Consider the following 17,020-nt stretch of genomic DNA (forward strand, 5'->3'; position numbering starts at 1 on the left):
GTAGCTTAACTGTCGACTATCGACACGGTTTCAGGATTAAAGCTGTTGATGATTTGCACATAATGCTTACGCTGGAAGTCATTAAATTCCGCTGAGGAAGCCAGCGTAAATACAATCAGATTTAGCCTGGCAGGATTGATTACCGGATGCCAGGGAAGCTCGACGGTAGACTGCACCTGCTTAACCGGCTGTCCATTCTCCAGAAAAGAGTTGGCCGTCTGGATCACCGGCAACTTAGCCGGGCCGATTTCATTCTTCAGCATTTTGCCCTCGCTTTTATAGCCGGGCAGGCTGTTGGCCATAAAATTAGTTTGCGTTTCGCAAAATTCTTCCAGCGTTTGCCCCTCATTTTTAAATGATCGATTAATCAGGATGGTATATTCGTTCGCTTCCGGATCGCGAAAACGCAGGACGTTAATGCTCTGATCATAAAAGGGCGCCTCGGTCAGAAAAGTGCCTTCGTACATGATGTAGCTCTTTTTTTTACTCATGGTTCACCTGTTTTATTTGTTGCATCCGCCAATGGGATGATTTCCACACGCCTGTTTCTTTCCCGGCCTTCTCCGGTCTGATTACTGGCAACGGGCAGGCTGTCGCCCATCCCTTTAATCACAAGTTTGTCCGGCGGGACGTTGGCATGGCTGACCAGCCAGTCACGAACCGCCTTCGCCCTGCGTATCGAGAGCTGGTAGTTGGCTTCCGGGCTGCCGGTATTGTCGGAATGCCCAACGATGGCAAAAGTTGTTTGGGCATTGTTTTGCATTAACGGCAGCAGCCAGGCCAGATTTTTACTGCTGTCAGGCCCGAGCGTGGCGCTTCCTCTGGCAAACAGCGCGACGGAGCCTGACGCCATAAAAACCGGCGACGGATTGTAATTTTGCAGGGCGTCACTGACGCGCGCCGCCATTTCCCCACAGCGCGAAAATCGCCATAGCCGACTAAACCAGGCGTCGCGGCAGTACAGCAGCTGCTGTTTCTGGTCGCGCAGTCGTTGATAAACCGCTCTTTTTTTCTGCAGCTGTGTCTCTTCCGTTTGCCGGAAATCGGCCAGCGTACGGGTCGCCGCAGCGATATTTTTAGCCTCAAACCAGGTGGAGCCGATCAGCAGCATCGCCAGCAGCAGCGCAGCGCAAACCGGCAGCCAGCGCCATGAAAACCCCGAGCGTTGCCTGTCGGGCTGATAAGGCACGCCCGGGTCGATGACGTCAGGTAAGCTGGGCAGCATAACGCCCGGAGAAAGACCCGGACAGAGCCCGAATTTCTGCTGTAGCCACTGCGCCCAGGCGCCATGACGGGTAAAGCCGTTGCCATTATCGGCCAGCAGAACGGCGCTTAACCGTAGCGAAGAACCGGAGAACAGCGCCTGTAGCGCTTTGGCTATCCCCGAACTTTCCAACCACAGGCGCAGCGCGTCCGTCATGGCGTAACGGTAGATTGAGTGGCAGCTGAGCGGCTCAGAGACGGCGAGTAGTTTTGCCAGCTCGCGCGCGAGGGTGGTTTCACCGACCTTGCGGAGGTCAAACTTACCGGACCATTTTGCCTGTCCGGCCTGGCTTTCATGGCTCAGACGGGCATAGAGACCCAGCACGCACGGCAGCGCCTCCTGCTCATATAAGCGCCATGCTGCGATTTTCGCCAGCGCCTGAGCGTCGGTTTCCTCGCCGTCCGGGAAAAAGGGGAAAAAAGCATAGAGGCGATGCTTCTTCTTTCTCATCCGCTTTACTATTTCCGGCAGCGCTTCCGCTTCCGGTACCACGATCCAACTTATCGGCTCGTCTTCCTGTTCCGGCTGCCGTTCAGAAAACCATTTTGCGGCATAGGGGCCGATAATAAGGATGGCGGGCGCGGCGGCAGCGGGCTGATTTTTTAACAACGAAGCTGGCATGGTTAAAGCGCCTCCAGCCAGGCAGAACAAAACAGCCAGAGCACGATCAGCAGCAGGCTCAGCAGAATGAGTTGCAACGGCAGCATAAAATATGCCGGCCATCGTGGCGGCATGGTGTCCGGAGCCGCCTCCTCTGTTTCTGTCTGGCAGGCGGCGGCTGGCTGAGTGACAGACAGTGACAGCAGGGGAGCACTGTTCCTGCCGGTAAAGGCCGAAACAAGAAACAATTTCTGGGCGTAGGTGAAGATCTGGCCCTGGCCGTCGGCCAGCAGCGGTTCAAGCCTGTCGCCCAACGTCATTGGGCCGTCCGTATAGCCGTAAAAATAGTGCGTCAGCGCATAGCGGTCCCAGGCAATATTGTCGGCGCGAAGGCGTAACGCGACTCGCCGATCCAGATAGCAGCAGAGCGCGTGGCACAGCTCATCGCTAAGTTGTTCGCATTCACCTTCAGCAATCAGCGCTTTGCTGAACCGCTCAATAAGCGCGATCAGCATTAACTGCAATTCCGGCAGGGAAGGAATAATGCCGTCAAAAGAGAGCAGGGCATCAATGCAGATCAGGCGATGGTAGAGCGTTGTGCTTTTCACCAGGCTTTCTCCACAACCTTACTCCACCCGTCGCTATCGTCATAAGCGCTAAAACGTATCGCGGCGGGCGTGAACATGATCGGAAATGTCACGTCCAGATCGATTGCGATTTCTCCGCCGTCATGCCCGGCCAGGCATTCATTTATTTCCTCTCCCGACAGGATTTTTTTATAAAGCAGATCGTTGGCGTTGCTATAAACACCAATATGCAGGCAGGTGATATCAGCCAGCGGCGAGGTAAACTCTTCCTGCGTCAACCCAATAGTTTTTTGCTGATGGCTGCTTAATCTTTCCCGCCAGTTGCCATAGGGCGGTGGAAACCAGGCGACACGTTCCGTTCCCAGCACTTCTGGCAGCACGGCAAATTTGGTAAAGGAGATGCCCAGCGCGGCCTCGAACTCAGCCAGCGTGCGCCTGCTGCCCAGCCCATAGCGACCCATGTCGGCCGGTTCAGCCTGCTCCATACCCAGCAGGGTTCTGACTCTTTTTTTCGACAGGCTGTCTCTTTCGTGCCAGGCACGGTCTACGGAACCGGATTTTTTCGCCTCGTCATCATGATCGCCCCAAATTCGACTGGCCTCTTCCCTGCCGTAAAAATGCCACAGCACTATTTTATGCGGATGCCAGACGTCATAACCGTGGGTAAAGGCCCGGGCCGCCATCGCTATCTCTTCGCCCTCGAAGAAGATTTGCGGATCGTTCGGCACCTCCTTTACGAAACGGCCTTCGGCGAAAATAAAGCCGCCCGCCAGATAACTCCCTCTGACTGGCGCCGCTTGTTGAAAATCAACCGAAGTGAGCTGCACTATTTTTTCACTGGAAAAGCCTCTGAAAACCAGGCGAAATATCGCCTGGGTTTTTTCCTCTTCTTTGCCGGGTACATAGCCCGGCGGATAAGAGGAGAGCGCCGGCTTTTCACTTTGCACCTTCAGCGCTTCCAGCATGGCAACCATTTCTCTGTCCCAGCCCTCTACAAAGCGGCAGTGGGAATCGATTTGCAGCACATACTCTTCCTCGCGGTAAAGCGTTTCACACTGGTTTCTGGCCCAGCAGGCGCCTTTACTGAAGAAATAGTGCAGGGAAATCATCCGGATTTCCGTCTCCAGATAACGCCAGGTCAGGAGGTCATACTCTGCTGTTGATTCTGCCGCGCAGAGCGTCATGCCGGCCTGCTGAAAGCGCTGGCGGTCGCCCTCATCCTGCCAGCAGACGGCCACGGCAAGCCTGTAGCATCCGGAGGCCTTCTCAATTAAATCCCGGAGCGTCGGGATCAGTTCCGGATCGCGATAGCTGGCGATGCTGATAAAAATGGCTGGTTTCCTTTCCATAGAGCCGCCTTGTGATTTGACGTTGATAAATCCCTTGATCGAACAGTGCTGCCAGAGTTGCCGGGCGCGGCTGGCTGCCGCAATCGGCAGGCTACGCTATTCTTTGTCGCTATCGAGCCTGTCGATAATTTCCGGCGGCAGCATTTTTACCAGCTGAGAAAAGCTTTTTCCCACCGTCTTCTCCGCATACTGAAGCAGCAGGATAGCCGGGCTGCCGGGTTCCATTCGGGTAAACCATAGCCGCAGCTCCTGTAGCCTGAGCAGCGCATCGGCGCGGCTGGCAATACCGGTCTGGCGGGGCGTAATCAGGGGGACGCTGACGGCTTCGTTTTCTGCCGCCGTTTCTGCCTGAACCGGCTGTTCTACCGTTTCTTCTGCGACAAAAGAAACGGCTGGCAACAGCGGCGAAACCGTAGCTTCCTGACTGATAAATAGCCGCAGAATGGCGCCTAACCGCGCAAAATCCGGCGCTTCATCGCCCAGCGAGGTTGTCAGGATGGCGCGGAGTTCCATCAGGCAGGCGTGCGCTTTTTGCAGTGAGAGGAGGGTTTGATCCTGACGGGCTTCCCATTCGAGTAGCAAAGCCGCCGCCGTCGCTTCGGGCAGCGCGCCCTCTTCACGCGGCGTGGCGTGCGCTTTTTCAAAATCTTTTATGGCAATTTGCAGACCTGCCGCTTTCGGCAGAGGCAGCTGACGAAAATCGGCAAGCAGCCCGTTGATATCATCCAGCTCGGACAGGGCGTTAGCCCGCATAACCGGATCGAACTCGCCTTCTTCCGTCAGCTGCGGATAAAGATCCGTGGGGAAAGTGGTCAGTAAGTCACGTAATATCAGTAGCCCTTCATGCAGCGCCGCCATGCCGATTTGCCTGATACGGCAGCGCATCAGCGCCACCACCAGCCGGATATCGCGGCTTCGTTGCAGCAGCGCCTGACAGTCGCGCTCAATCTCCGCCCAGTTCACCGGTTCGGCAGCCTCGACGAAGCTGCCGTACTCCGCGTCCAGCCTTGGCTGAAGCCTGGCCTGCAGCATAATAAAAGCGGCGTCATATTCCAGGTTTTCACCACAGGGCCGATCGCCGGGCACCGGCTGTAACAGATCCTGATAGTAATGATGCTTGTTGCTTTCCGTCACGATGTTGTCCTTTATATCGCGTCCGGGCGCTACGGGTGATAGCGCTCCGGCTCAAAGCTCATGCCGTAAACCGGCGTAACGTCCTCTTTTCTCTCCAGCCAGACGGCGTAGCCAAGCTGATGACTGCCGTCCAGCGTCGCCTGTGGCACCTCGCTGGCAGCCAGCACCAGCTGGACATCCCAGGCATATTCGAACCCCGTAAAATTGCGCACCCACTCCCGCAGTACGGGCAGATCCGATCCCCACGGGCTGAAGCGCATATAGTTATCCAGCGTTAAGGGGCCGAGCAGCAGCTTGAATTTGTGCTGCCTGTCCCGCACGGTATTGCCTAATATTGCGCCATCGCCCAGCAGCATGGCCGCATCGTTGCCCAGCACGGAGCAATCGGCGGGATCCAGAAAGATCCACTGGGTCACAAACTCTTCCAGCCGGGCTTTTATCTGGAAGTAATATTCGATGGCGCCCGCCAGTCCTTCCGGATTGCGCGCCTCGCGGATCAAATGGGCAGAAGACGCCAGTCGGGCGTGGGTCGGCAGCGGTTTATCGTGTAGCTCGGCCAGATCCATGCCTGCCAGACTGGCAATATAAAAAGAGAACTGTTCCTCATTCGGTCTGTCCAGCGAGGCGGTATCCTGCGCGACAAACCAGGCGCGATAAAACAGCGACAGGGCGCGATGATGAAAAACATCGAGAAAGTCGGTCAGCGTATTGTCCTGGGCCTCCGTCCGCGAGTACGCTAGTTCGGAAAAATGCAGCGGCATCGCGCCCTGCGGGCCCCATACGCCGGGGCCAAAGAGTTTTATCCCGATGCGGCCATTCTCCAGGCCGAGAGAAGCGATCTCGCGCGGCGCAAAAATCAGAGAGGCTTTTTGGCCTATGCGGAACGTCTCCTGGCCAGGCAGCACCGCTGTACCGGGCACCGGCAGCGTCGGCGTTTTAGCCGTAATTGCGCGCATGATACTGATAAAACCGGCTTCCCAGGGCCGCTCGTTATTAAACCAGGCGGCCAGCATATCGACGGAGGAAGCGCGCATCAGAACGAGCCTCGTTTGCCGGGGCGGGCCTGCCAGCTGGCGATGACGCCCCTCTGCATCGAGTGCAGCTCCGTTTCGGTAAACACATTAATAGCGGCGTGGCGAGAAAGGTAATTCTCCATCACCAGACCGAACAGGTAAGGACTGACGCCGGAAAAGCCTTCTTCATCTACCGTCAGCACGCAGCGCACGCCTCTGCCGTAAATCAACAGGCCGTCACCGGGAAGACGCCGGGTAACCGGAAACGTTTTACAGCCGATCAGGCTATCTACCTGAGTATTGGACTCGCGATCGGCGTTGTGTAAAAACAGGCGCAGCATATTGCGCAGCGATTCCCCGCCCGGCCCGTGCTCCAGATCGGAGAGCGGCAGATAGTTAAAGCTAAGCTGGCGGATCAAACGCCAGGCCGACTCCCCCAGCGCAAAAGGCTCGCGTGGCGCGCTGGGCTGGCAGACAAAGGCCGCGCCCAGAACAGGAACCGCGTCGGACAGGGTTAAATCAAAGCTGCCGCTTCTGGCAATCAGGCGTGGCAGATCCCGGTTGGTGACCATCGCTTCGACCGTAAGATAGCGAATATGGTCGGCATAGGGCGCTTCCTGCTGATCGACCAGCGAGACGAAGACCTCTGTTCCGGGATAAGGCGTGCGGGTGTCATATTTTCTCTTGCTCTCGCTTTTTACTCTGGCTTCGCGATTGAGCGAGAAGTAACGGCCGAAATTGCCATAGTCGCAGTGACGCGTTTGATAAAGCGGTTGAAACACCACTTCCTCGCTGCTTTCCGCCTGCTGGCCGCGCACCTTATGCACGGAAAAAACCTCGTAATCAAGGGGACGGCTGCGGTCGGGAACCACATGGAAAGCGTTTAGCGCCCGGTTGACTTCGATCCTGTCCACCACTTTGGGAAACAGGTTAATCACTGGCGTACAAAACGGTAAAAACTTTGACGCGTTAACATGGCCAATCAGCTGCTGGGGAAGCCGATCCAGCAGCACTATCAGCTCGGCCTCGTTGCTGTGGTTGCGGGACAAACCGGCGGCCAGCTGGGTCAGCGTAAAAAAATAAAAGCGCTGACGACAGGCGAAATATTCATGGATCAGGTTATGTCCATGAAACATGTTCCAGGAGAGCGGCAGCAGCGTCTGATCGGGATGCAGCCCTTCAAAAGTCAGCGGGCGCTGGGCGATGACCACGTCTTCCGCTTTACTGTTGCCGGCCCGTACCAGCATAGCCACATTGCTGGTATGCAAAAGTTCAAAAAGATGGGAAACAATGCGCTCATCGCCGTCGATATAGAGCGGCAGCCGATCGAAGCCGGTCAGCTGCGAGAATACCCGTTCCCCCTGCGCACGCAATTTGATCCGCAGAGCGCCTTTCAGCCTGGCGTAAGGAATACGGTACTTTTCCAGATTGGGAATATCCGGCGGAACGGAAGTCAGGCGAGCCTCAACGATTTCTATTGGCCACAGCGTAACATCCTGACCGTTGCGAAACTCGCAACGTGTATTTTCGCCAGGCAATATGCGGGTATAAAACGCACTGTTTTTGGGAACAAGATAGCCGTGGCCTAGCTCTCCTTCTTTCAGGTCAGGCGCAAGTTGAACCACGCCGATGGAGGGCGTGGGCGAATTATAATTAGGGTAGACGATGTCCAGAAGCCGCTGCGTAAACTTTGGGAACTCCGCATCCAGTTTTAAATGCGTACGTGCAGATAAAAAGCAAAATGCTTCAATCAGTCTTTCAACATAAGGATCGGCCGTTTCGATGCCTCTCATCCCCAGACGCCCGGCAATTTTGGGATGTTTTTCAGCAAACTCACGCGCTGACTCTTTCATAAAAGTGAGTTCCTGATTGTAATAATCGAGGAATTTATGATTCACAATTGCTCCCGTTATCCTTGTTTTTAAACGTAGGCTTTGTCTTTATTAATTTGGCCGTCTGAACAGGGTTTTTTAGTAAGCTAACTGTTATTTTTTGAAAAACAACAGGGTGTTATTAATTAATAAGCGCGTTAAATACACGCAGCGGTTTTTATGCTTTTTTCAGATTTTATAACATGTGAAAAAAACAGTCTCAATGCCATTGTGAGGAAATGCCAGGGATTTCACCGGGTCACCAGGTTATTTGACAGGAAAGATCTTTTTAAATAAGGGGTTGTAATCGTAGCGGGTCTGTTATTCAGGAATAGCGTTCGGGCGGTATTCTTAATTTATTTTTACGGCGTGGACAAGGGTATTATATTTTGTTTTCCTTCCCCGGAAGACTCTGGTCTGTGTGATTTTATGCCTGTGAAAAATGTACCCGGAGGAATGATACGTGGCGATTACAAGGCAAAATTTATTCGGCAAGCTGGATGAGACATTATTCAGAACGATTGAAAGTGCAACCACGCTTTGTAAGCTGCGCGGCAACCCCTATGTTGAACTGGTGCATTGGCTAAATCAGATCTGGCAGCAGGAGCAAAATGATTTACGTCTGATAGCCCGCCATTTTGAGGTCGACGCGCAGGCGCTGGAACAGGGCTTCGCTCAGGCGCTGGCCCGATTGCCGGCAGGCGCCAGCACTATTTCGGACTTTTCATATCATATTGAACTCGCTATCGAACGCGCCTGGATTTATGCCAGCCTGGAATGTTTTGAAAGCCGTATTCGCAGCGGACATTTGCTGATCGCCATGTTGACCACCATGGAGCTGCGGCGCGCCCTGTTTGCTATCTCTTCCGCTTTTGAACGGATCTCTCTGGAACATTTGACCGCCGATTTCGGCTATATCACTCAGGCTTCCCCGGAAGTCAGCGAGGCGACGACGGAGGCCGGCGTCATGCCCGGCGAAATTAACGCGGCTATCGGCGGCCAGACAAAAAGCGGCGGGCTGGCGCAGTATGCCACCGATCTGACCGCGTTAGCGCGCGAAGGCAAAATCGACCCGGTAACGGGACGCGAGCATGAAATCAGCACCATGACCGATATCCTGCTGCGTCGCCGTCAGAACAACCCGCTGCTGACCGGCGAAGCTGGCGTCGGGAAAACGGCCGTCGTGGAGGGGCTGGCGCAGGCTATCGTGGCGGGTAATGTGCCGCCAGCGCTGGCAAAAGTCAGGCTGCTGGCGCTGGATGTCGTCGCCCTGGCCGCCGGCGCCAGCATGAAAGGCGAGTTTGAGGCGCGGCTTAAAGCCGTGCTGGATGAGGCTATCGCTTCGCCCCAGCCCGTTATCCTGTTTATCGATGAAGTTCATACGCTGATTGGCGCCGGGGGCAATGCCGGGACGGGCGACGCGGCTAACTTGTTGAAGCCTGCGCTGGCGCGGGGCCAGCTGCGCACTATTGGCGCCACGACCTGGAGCGAATTTAAACGCCATATTGAGAAGGATCCGGCGCTGACACGGCGTTTTCAGGTGCTGCAAATTGCAGAGCCGGATGAGGAAGCCGCCGTCGCTATGCTGCGGGGGCTGTTGCCGGTGCTGGAAAAGCATCACGGCGTCTGGATTATGGAAGAGGCTTTGCAGGCCGCCGTGCGGCTGTCGCACCGTTATATTCCGGCCCGGCAGCTGCCAGATAAGGCGATAGGCCTTCTTGATACGGCCTGTGCGCGCGTGGCCGTCGCGCAACATGCGGCGCCGGTCATGCTGCAACGTCTCCACTGTCGGACGGACGCCGCCCGCGCAGAGCTGGACCTGGTTGAAAAGGCCAGCCGATTTGGCAAACTGCAGCCCAACAGCGGCGAACGTCTGAGACAGGAGATCGCCGAGCGGACCGAGGCTTCCCTTCAGCTGGAGCAGCGCTGGACGCGGGAAAAAGAGCTGGTCGCCGCCATCGTCGCGGTACGTGAAAAACTACAGGACGAGGCCTCTACGGCTGAGGAAGAGATGGCGCCGCTGCAAAATGAGCTGGCGGAGCTGGAAGCGCGCCTGCAGGCGGCCCGGAACGAGCAGCCGCTGGTGCAGGCGGAGGTCAATGCGGATGTTATCGGCGCGATAGTGGCCGACTGGACGGGGATCCCGGTCGGACAGATGTTAAAAGACGATATTCGCGCCGTGCTGGAACTGCCGCAGCGGCTGGCCGGGCGCGTCATCGGCCAGGACTATGCGCTGCGTCAGGTCAGCGAAAGCATCCAGACGGCTCGCGCGGGGCTGGCGGATCCGCGTAAGCCGGTCGGCGTCTTTATGCTGGTTGGCCCGTCCGGCGTGGGGAAAACGGAAACCGCGCTGGCGATCGCCGGGCAGCTTTACGGCGGCGAGCAGAATCTGATCACCATCAATATGAGCGAGTATCAGGAGGCCCATACCGTTTCCTCGCTGAAGGGATCGCCACCGGGCTACGTGGGCTATGGCGAAGGCGGCGTGCTGACGGAAGCGGTACGTCGCAAGCCCTACAGCGTAGTGCTGCTGGATGAGATTGAGAAAGCGCATCCCGACGTGCATGAACTGTTTTTTCAGGTCTTCGACAAGGGCAGTATGGAAGATGGCGAAGGGCGGCAAATCGACTTTAAAAATACGGTGCTGCTGCTGACCAGCAACGTCGGCAGCGAAACGATCGCCAGCCTGTTTGCCGATGCAGAGACGGCGCCCGATGCCGAAAGCGTCAGAAAAATGGTGCAGCCTGAGCTGCTGAAAGTCTTCCCGGCGGCCTTTTTAGGGCGCCTGGCCGTGGTGCCTTATCTGCCGCTTCAGGAAGCATCACTACAACGTATTGTCCGGCAGCAGCTTGACAGACTGGCTTTGCGTTTACGCGAACAGCATGGCGCTTCGCTGCATTATGGCGAAGATTTGGTGACGCATATTATCGGGCAGTGTCCCGTGGCTGAAACGGGCGCACGAATGCTGATCCGATTTATCGAGCAAAATATCGCGCCGGAAATAGCGCGCCAGATATTAAACAGCCAGGCATCACTAAGCGAACAATGTCTCTACATAACGGCAGGGGATAATATCGTTATCCGTTTTCAGCCGAAAGGGGAAGAAGAAAACGCGATAAATGATAAAACAGGCGAGAAGCGAGAAAATCCGGCAAGGCAGGACGGATTTTTAACGGGTAATAGCGCCGCTTAACAGGCCGCTATTAATGTGAATATAGGCTGTTTTTAATAAAGCACGATGAAAGGGATATCATGATTTCAAGAAATGGCAGTGCTCAAAAATTTATCGCCAGAAACAGGGCGCCGCGCGTACAAATTGAATATGACGTGGAGATCTATGGCAGCGAGAAAAAAATAGAATTGCCCTTTGTTATGGGCGTATTAGCCGATCTGTCCGGGAAGGCGATTGAGCCTTTGCCGCCGGTTGCCGATCGCAAATTTCTCAGCATTGATATCGATAATTTCGACGAGCGAATGAAAGCCATGAAACCGCGCGTGGCTTTCGCCGTGCCCAATACCCTGACCGGGGAAGGGCAGCTGATGATCGATATGACGTTTGAAAGCATTCATGACTTTTCACCGGACGAAATCGCCAAAAAAGTGGATTCGCTTTCCCAGCTGCTGGATGCCCGCACCCAGCTGGCCAATCTGCAAACCTATATGGACGGCAAAGCCGGCGCGGAAAGTCTGGTCATGAAAGTGCTACAGGATAAATCGCTGCTAACCGCGCTGGCTTCCGCACCGAAACCAGTGAAAACAGACGGCAGCCCATTAGGGAACGAATAAAGCGAGAGAGGGATATCATGTCGATGCAAGCTGAGAAAAAGAACCAGGTGACCAACGCAGGCTACAGCGATTTTAATACGCTGTTAAGCAAGGAGTTCAAACCGAAATCGGAGCAGGCGAAAACCGCCGTAGAGAGCGCGGTCAAAACGCTGGCCGAGCAGGCGCTGAGCAGTTCGGTCACCATGGCCGACGACGCCTATAAAAATATTGCCGCTTTTATTGCCGAGATCGATCGCAAGTTGTCCGAACAGATCAATTTGATCCTGCATCATCCACAGTTCCAGTCCCTGGAAAGTGCCTGGCGCGGGCTGCATTATTTAGTCTACAACACCGAAACCGACGAAAAGCTGAAGCTGCGTTTTATGGATATTTCCAAAGATGAGCTGAGGCGCAATATGCGGCGCTTTAAAGGGATCGCCTGGGATCAAAGCCCGCTCTTTAAGCAGGTATACGAAGAAGAATATGGCCAGCTGGGGGGTGAACCTTACGGCTGCCTGGTCGCCGACTACTATTTCGATCACACCGCGCCAGACGTTGATCTGCTGGCCTCCATTGGCAAAATCGCCGCGTCTGCGCACGTGCCGTTTATTACCGGTGCGGCACCGTCCGTGCTGCAGATGGACTCCTGGCAGGAGCTGGCTAATCCGCGCGATCTGACCAAGATCTTTACCCAGAATCTGGAATATGCGGCGTGGAACTCGCTGCGGCAGTCGGAAGATTCACGCTATATCGGCCTGGCAATGCCGCGTTTTCTGTCGCGTTTGCCGTATGGCATTCATACCAATCCCGTCGACGACTTCAATTTTGAAGAAACTACCGACGGCGCCGATCACAGCAAGTACGCCTGGTCCAACGCGGCCTATGCGATGGCGGTCAATATCAACCGCTCGTTCAAACACTATGGCTGGTGCACGCTGATCCGAGGCGTGGAAAGCGGCGGCGTGGTCGAAGGCCTGCCGTGCCATACCTTTCCGACCGACGATGGCGGCATTGATATGAAATGCCCAACGGAGATCGCTATCTCCGATCGTCGCGAAGCGGAACTGGCTAAAAACGGCTTTATCCCGCTTATTCATCGTAAAAACACCGATTATGCCGCCTTTATCGGCGCGCAGTCGTTACAAAAACCGGCGGAATATTACGATCCGGACGCCACGGCAAACGCCAACCTTTCCGCGCGGCTGCCTTACATGTTTGCCTGTTCTCGCTTTGCCCACTATCTGAAGTGCATCGTGCGCGACAAAATCGGTACATTTAAAGAACGCGATGAAATGCAGAAATGGCTGAACGACTGGATAATGAATTATGTCGACGGCGACCCGGTTAATTCCACTTTTGAAACCAAAGCGCGTCGTCCGCTGGCCGCAGCGGAAGTGGTGGTTGAGGATGTGGAAGGCAATCCAGGCTATTACCAGGCGAAATTTTTCCTGCGTCCGCATTTCCAGCTGGAAGGCCTGACCGTTTCGCTGCGTATGGTAGCGAAATTACCGTCGTTGAAAGGCGCAGCATAACGATCGCAGATTTTAATATTGTTAACAGCAGCATTGTTCGCAAGGCTGCTTTAACTACATACGCTGCGCGCAGGCGTAGCGATTTTAATAGTGCTGAATAAGGGAATGATCATGGCACAAGATATGTTTATTAAGATCGACGGCATTGAAGGTGAATCGCTGGATGCCGCACATACCAATGAAATTGAGGTACTGGAATGGCATTGGGATGTTTCACAGCATTCCAATATGCACAGCGGATCCGGCGGCGGCTCAGGCAAGGCAAGCGTGGCCGATTTCTGCTTTACCCATTACACCGATAAGGCCAGCCCTAATTTATTAAGCCACTGTCTGACGGGCAAGCATATTAAAAACATTGTCTTCGTGGTGCGTAAAGCGGGCGGCAATCCGCTGGAATATTTAACCATTAACTTTACCGACACCATTATTACCCGTGTCGATATGTCAGGATCTTCAGAGGATGAAACCCGTCCTCGTGAGCTGGTTAAATTCTCCTTCACTAAAGTGACGCAGGATTACGTCATGCAGAACTCTGAAGGCAGCAAATCTGGCGTTATCTCCGCAAGCTATGACGTCAAAGCGAACCTGAGCAGCTAATACGTTAAGCGATACAAAAGCTTGTCATCCCTGGGTGACAAGCTTTTCGGCCTGGCTTCGGGATTTTAAGGTGATATTTACCATGCAGTTAATCAACATAGCCCGATTCATTAGTCGTTTGCTTATTATTCTGGCGGTTTTAACGTCAGCGGGCTGCCGTTCCCCTTTCAGCGACTCTCCCAAGCCGGAGTTAACTATCAGGCTGGAAGCGTCAAAAGAAATTAATCCCAATGAAAAGGGAGAGCCTGCGCCGCTGGATATTACTTTTTATCTTTTAAAATCGTTGGATAACTTTGAAAACAGCGATTTCTTTACGCTTACCGATGGCGCGGACCCGGCTTTACAGGCGGAGGCGAAAAAAGTCTATGAAGGCATATTACAGCCTGGCGAAAACAGAATAATCAGCCTGACGCCGGAAAAGGATACCGTTGCATTAGGCATCGTCGCCGCCTATCGGGATATCGACCGCGCGGGATGGAGTGAAACGTGGGAGCTTTATAAAAAAAATAAAAAACGATCCTGGTGGCGAAAAGTGTTGCCCGGAGAAGCGGTCGTGCTGACGGTACATTTTGATGCCTTAACCATCGCGCTTGATAAAAGGGAATAGCCAGTGAGAACAAATAAAGTTATCTGGAGCGAAGGACTGTTTTTACGTCCGCAGCTGTTTCAGCAGCAGGAACGCTATTTTGAATATTACGCCCACAAGCGAGCGGCAACGATATCGCCTTTTTTTTGGGGGTTTGCGCAATACGATATCGATCTGGAGGCGCTCTCTTACGGCAAACTGGTGCTGCGCGCCGGGCGCGGCGTGCTGCCGGACGGCACGCCTTTTGATATACCAGGCCATGCCGAACTGCCTGAACCGCTGACTATTACGCCGGATCATCTGGGGCAGCTGATTTTCCTGGCCGTGCCGCTGCGGCTGGATAACAGCGACGAAACCATCTTCGATCTCAGCGACAGCGGTTCGCTGGCGCGCTTCGCCGCTTTTGAAACGGAGCTGAGCGATACCAATGCGATCCGTCAGGGGCCAAAACCTGTCCAGCTGGCAAGGCTGCGCCTGAATCTGGTTTCTGAAAAAGAAATGACGGAATCCTGGATTGGTCTGCCGCTGACCCGCATCAGGGCCATTCAGCCCGATGGCAGCGTGCTGCTGCATACCGAAGACTATATTCCGCCGGTCACCGGCTATGCGGCCAGCACACTGTTAGCCGAATGGCTGACGCATCTTAACGGTCTGGTCAGGATGCGCGCCGATATGTTGGCGGGCCGACTGGCTAATAGCGACGGCAAAGCCAGCGCCAGCGCCGAAGTGGTCGACTATCTGCTGCTGCAAATTTTCAATAAATATGAGCCGGTGTTGGATCATCTGCGGCACGTGCCCGAGCTGCCGCCAATTGTGCTTTATCAGGAGCTGGCGAAATTCTCGGGCGAGCTGTCGACCTTTATCCGTACGCAGACGCGACGGCCGGTGAGCGCGCCGGGCTACGATCACGCCAGGCTTTATCCTTCTGTTCGTCCGCTGGTTGAAGAGCTGCATTATTTGCTGAATCAGATTTTGATCCGTGCCGGTCAAATGATCGACCTCCATGCGAAAGGCAATGGCGTCTGGACGGCCGCCATGCTGCCGGGCGAGCTGCGCGAGTTTTCTAATCTGGTGCTGGCCGTACACGCTCAGCTGCCGATGGACGTACTGCAACAGCAGTTTTCGGCGCAGGCGAAAATCAGCGCGCCGCAGCAGCTGCATGAGCTGGTTCGTTCACACCTGCCGGGGCTGGTGTTACAGGCGCTGCCGGTGCCGCCGCGTCAGATCCCTTATCACGCCGGCTATGTCTATTTCGACCTGCTGCAAAGCGGGCCGTTCTGGGACAAAATTGCCGCAACCGGCGCGCTGGCGTTACATATTGCAGGTGATTTCCCTGACCTGAATATGGAGCTTTGGGGAGTCAGAAGCTGATGCGCGACGAGAGCCAATCTGCCGCGCCGGATGCCGCGCCCGAAGAAACGTTGACGCCGCAGGCGCTGGGCAAGTTTCTGCTGGATGACGATCCGGGAAACCCAGGAACGCCGGAACGCGGCGATCCTGATGCGTTTATCCAGGGCTGGTCCAGCCAGAAAAGTGAGGTTTTGCTGCAAAGCGAAGGCGTACAGCTGCGGGTGCAAAAGGTAAGGGCGGCTGAAAATCCGCTGCTCGAAGCCGCCCAGCCACTGCTGCGCGCGCTTAGCGAGATGCCGGAAACCATCCCGTATCCCGAACATGTCGAGCTGCTGAAACAAAGCCTGAAACACGACATCAATCTGTTTAGCGTGGTATGTGACGAGGTCAATATCGCCTGGAAAAAGATGGCTATCGTTCGCTATTGCCTTTGTACCGCGCTGGATGAAGCGGCACATACCACAACGTGGGGAATGCAGACCGGCTGGTCGCAAAGCAACATCCTTAACCATTTTGAAGGCGACAACGACGGCGGCAACAAATTTTTCCTGCTGGTTGGCCGTCTTTCTATAGATCCCCACGAGTACGGAGACGTGCTTGAAGTGCTGCTGCGTATCCTCGGGCTGGGTTTTGAGGGCCGCTACAGCATTCTGGAAGATGGCGACCGACAGCTGATGAAAATCCGTCAGCGGCTTCTGACCCTTATTCAAAGCACGCGCGACTCGCTCTCGCCAGCGCTGTCGCCGCATGGCGCGGCCATACGCGGCCAGAAAAAATCTAAAAGGCGCATTGTGCCCGTGCGCGTCACGCTGCTGCTGAGCTGTCTGCTGGTCGGGAGCCTGTGGATTTGGTGCAAATACTGGCTGGGTACGCATCAGATAGCGCTTCAGCAGCGGATCCACGCAATGCAGCAGCTGAAGATAAGCCGCCCCGTAGCGGCAATGAAGCTACGGCTGGCTATTTTGCTGAAAGAAGAGATCAGGCAGGGGCTGGTCAGCGTTGACGAAACGCAAAGTCAGAGCAAGGTCGTTTTTCGTGGCGATTCCGTGTTCCTTTCAGGATCGGACAAAGTCATCGCCGATATGGAGCCTATTATCAAACGCGTCGCGAAGGAAGTTCATCGCGTGAACGGCAGGGTAGTGATCGTAGGGCATACGGATGCCACGCCCATCAGGACAAAAGCTTTTCCCAATAATCAGGTGCTGTCGGAAAAACGAGCGACGGACGTGGCGCGCTATTTTCTTACCGAAGGGATAGCGCCTGACAAAATCCGCATTCAGGGCGCCGGAGAGAGTCAGCCCGTCAGCAGTAATAACCATGCACAAGGACGTGCGCAGAACCGGCGCGTGGAATTTTTTGTGACCTATTAATG

Annotated in this window: 13 protein-coding genes and 1 pseudogene; 7 read left to right on the forward strand and 7 right to left on the reverse strand. The window is 55.0% G+C overall.

Features of this window, described 5'->3' with window-relative positions:
* Positions 1 to 5 precede the first annotated feature (5 nt).
* The 7 genes from AB3U87_RS16120 to tssF all read right to left on the reverse strand — a co-directional run bounded on the left by AB3U87_RS16120 (position 6) and on the right by tssF (position 7,845).
* Positions 6 to 491, reverse strand: coding sequence for a DcrB-related protein (locus AB3U87_RS16120; protein ID WP_253456389.1), 486 nt, complete (start codon positions 489 to 491; stop codon positions 6 to 8).
* Positions 488 to 1,885 carry an OmpA family protein gene (locus tag AB3U87_RS16125; RefSeq protein WP_301252833.1) on the reverse strand — a complete coding sequence of 466 codons (1,398 nt, stop codon included), beginning with the start codon at positions 1,883 to 1,885 and terminating at the stop codon, positions 488 to 490. Before AB3U87_RS16125 ends, AB3U87_RS16120 begins: the two co-directional genes overlap by 4 nt.
* Before the next feature lie 2 nt (positions 1,886 to 1,887).
* Positions 1,888 to 2,472 (reverse strand): DotU family type IV/VI secretion system protein, encoded by a 585-nt coding sequence (locus AB3U87_RS16130; protein ID WP_301730624.1) that lies wholly within the window; start codon positions 2,470 to 2,472, stop codon positions 1,888 to 1,890.
* A complete protein-coding gene (locus AB3U87_RS16135) occupies positions 2,469 to 3,800 on the reverse strand; it encodes a GlcNAc-transferase family protein (RefSeq protein ID WP_394149726.1) in 1,332 nt (443 codons plus the stop codon). The genes AB3U87_RS16130 and AB3U87_RS16135 overlap by 4 nt, the downstream gene beginning before the upstream one ends.
* A gap of 96 nt (positions 3,801 to 3,896) precedes the next feature.
* Positions 3,897 to 4,934 (reverse strand): type VI secretion system protein TssA, encoded by a 1,038-nt coding sequence (locus AB3U87_RS16140; protein WP_301730626.1) that lies wholly within the window; start codon positions 4,932 to 4,934, stop codon positions 3,897 to 3,899.
* A 29-nt stretch (positions 4,935 to 4,963) separates the two neighbouring features.
* Complete coding sequence (gene tssG, locus AB3U87_RS16145) at positions 4,964 to 5,968, reverse strand: type VI secretion system baseplate subunit TssG (protein WP_253456375.1); 1,005 nt, start codon at positions 5,966 to 5,968, stop codon at positions 4,964 to 4,966.
* Positions 5,968 to 7,845 carry a type VI secretion system baseplate subunit TssF gene (tssF, locus tag AB3U87_RS16150; RefSeq protein ID WP_301730628.1) on the reverse strand — a complete coding sequence of 626 codons (1,878 nt, stop codon included), beginning with the start codon at positions 7,843 to 7,845 and terminating at the stop codon, positions 5,968 to 5,970. Before tssF ends, tssG begins: the two co-directional genes overlap by 1 nt.
* A 436-nt stretch (positions 7,846 to 8,281) precedes the next feature.
* Between tssF and tssH the strand changes: the two are divergent.
* From tssH to tssL, 7 genes and pseudogenes are all read left to right on the forward strand, one after another.
* Positions 8,282 to 10,927 (forward strand): annotated as a pseudogene (gene tssH, locus AB3U87_RS16155) (type VI secretion system ATPase TssH); the annotation flags it as partial.
* A gap of 143 nt (positions 10,928 to 11,070) precedes the next feature.
* A complete protein-coding gene (gene tssB, locus AB3U87_RS16160) occupies positions 11,071 to 11,604 on the forward strand; it encodes a type VI secretion system contractile sheath small subunit (protein ID WP_125289338.1) in 534 nt (177 codons plus the stop codon).
* A 23-nt stretch (positions 11,605 to 11,627) separates the two neighbouring features.
* The gene (tssC, locus tag AB3U87_RS16165; RefSeq protein ID WP_394149750.1) at positions 11,628 to 13,115 is read left to right on the forward strand and encodes a type VI secretion system contractile sheath large subunit; all 1,488 of its coding nucleotides are present in this window, start codon (positions 11,628 to 11,630) and stop codon (positions 13,113 to 13,115) included.
* Positions 13,116 to 13,226: 111 nt separating this feature from the next.
* Positions 13,227 to 13,712, forward strand: a complete 486-nt coding sequence (locus AB3U87_RS16170) for an Hcp family type VI secretion system effector (RefSeq protein ID WP_253456364.1) — start codon at positions 13,227 to 13,229, stop codon at positions 13,710 to 13,712.
* 82 nt (positions 13,713 to 13,794) lie between these two features.
* The gene (gene tssJ, locus AB3U87_RS16175; protein WP_370734908.1) at positions 13,795 to 14,319 is read left to right on the forward strand and encodes a type VI secretion system lipoprotein TssJ; all 525 of its coding nucleotides are present in this window, start codon (positions 13,795 to 13,797) and stop codon (positions 14,317 to 14,319) included.
* A 3-nt stretch (positions 14,320 to 14,322) separates the two neighbouring features.
* Positions 14,323 to 15,669 (forward strand): type VI secretion system baseplate subunit TssK, encoded by a 1,347-nt coding sequence (gene tssK / locus AB3U87_RS16180; protein WP_301252824.1) that lies wholly within the window; start codon positions 14,323 to 14,325, stop codon positions 15,667 to 15,669.
* On the forward strand, positions 15,669 to 17,018 hold the full coding sequence (gene tssL, locus AB3U87_RS16185; protein ID WP_301252822.1) for a type VI secretion system protein TssL, long form: 1,350 nt from the start codon (positions 15,669 to 15,671) through the stop codon (positions 17,016 to 17,018). The genes tssK and tssL overlap by 1 nt, the downstream gene beginning before the upstream one ends.
* Positions 17,019 to 17,020: the final 2 nt, after the last annotated feature.

The sequence above is a fragment of the Erwinia plantamica genome (genome assembly GCF_043420595.1).
Taxonomy (GTDB): Bacteria; Pseudomonadota; Gammaproteobacteria; order Enterobacterales; family Enterobacteriaceae; genus Erwinia; species Erwinia aeris.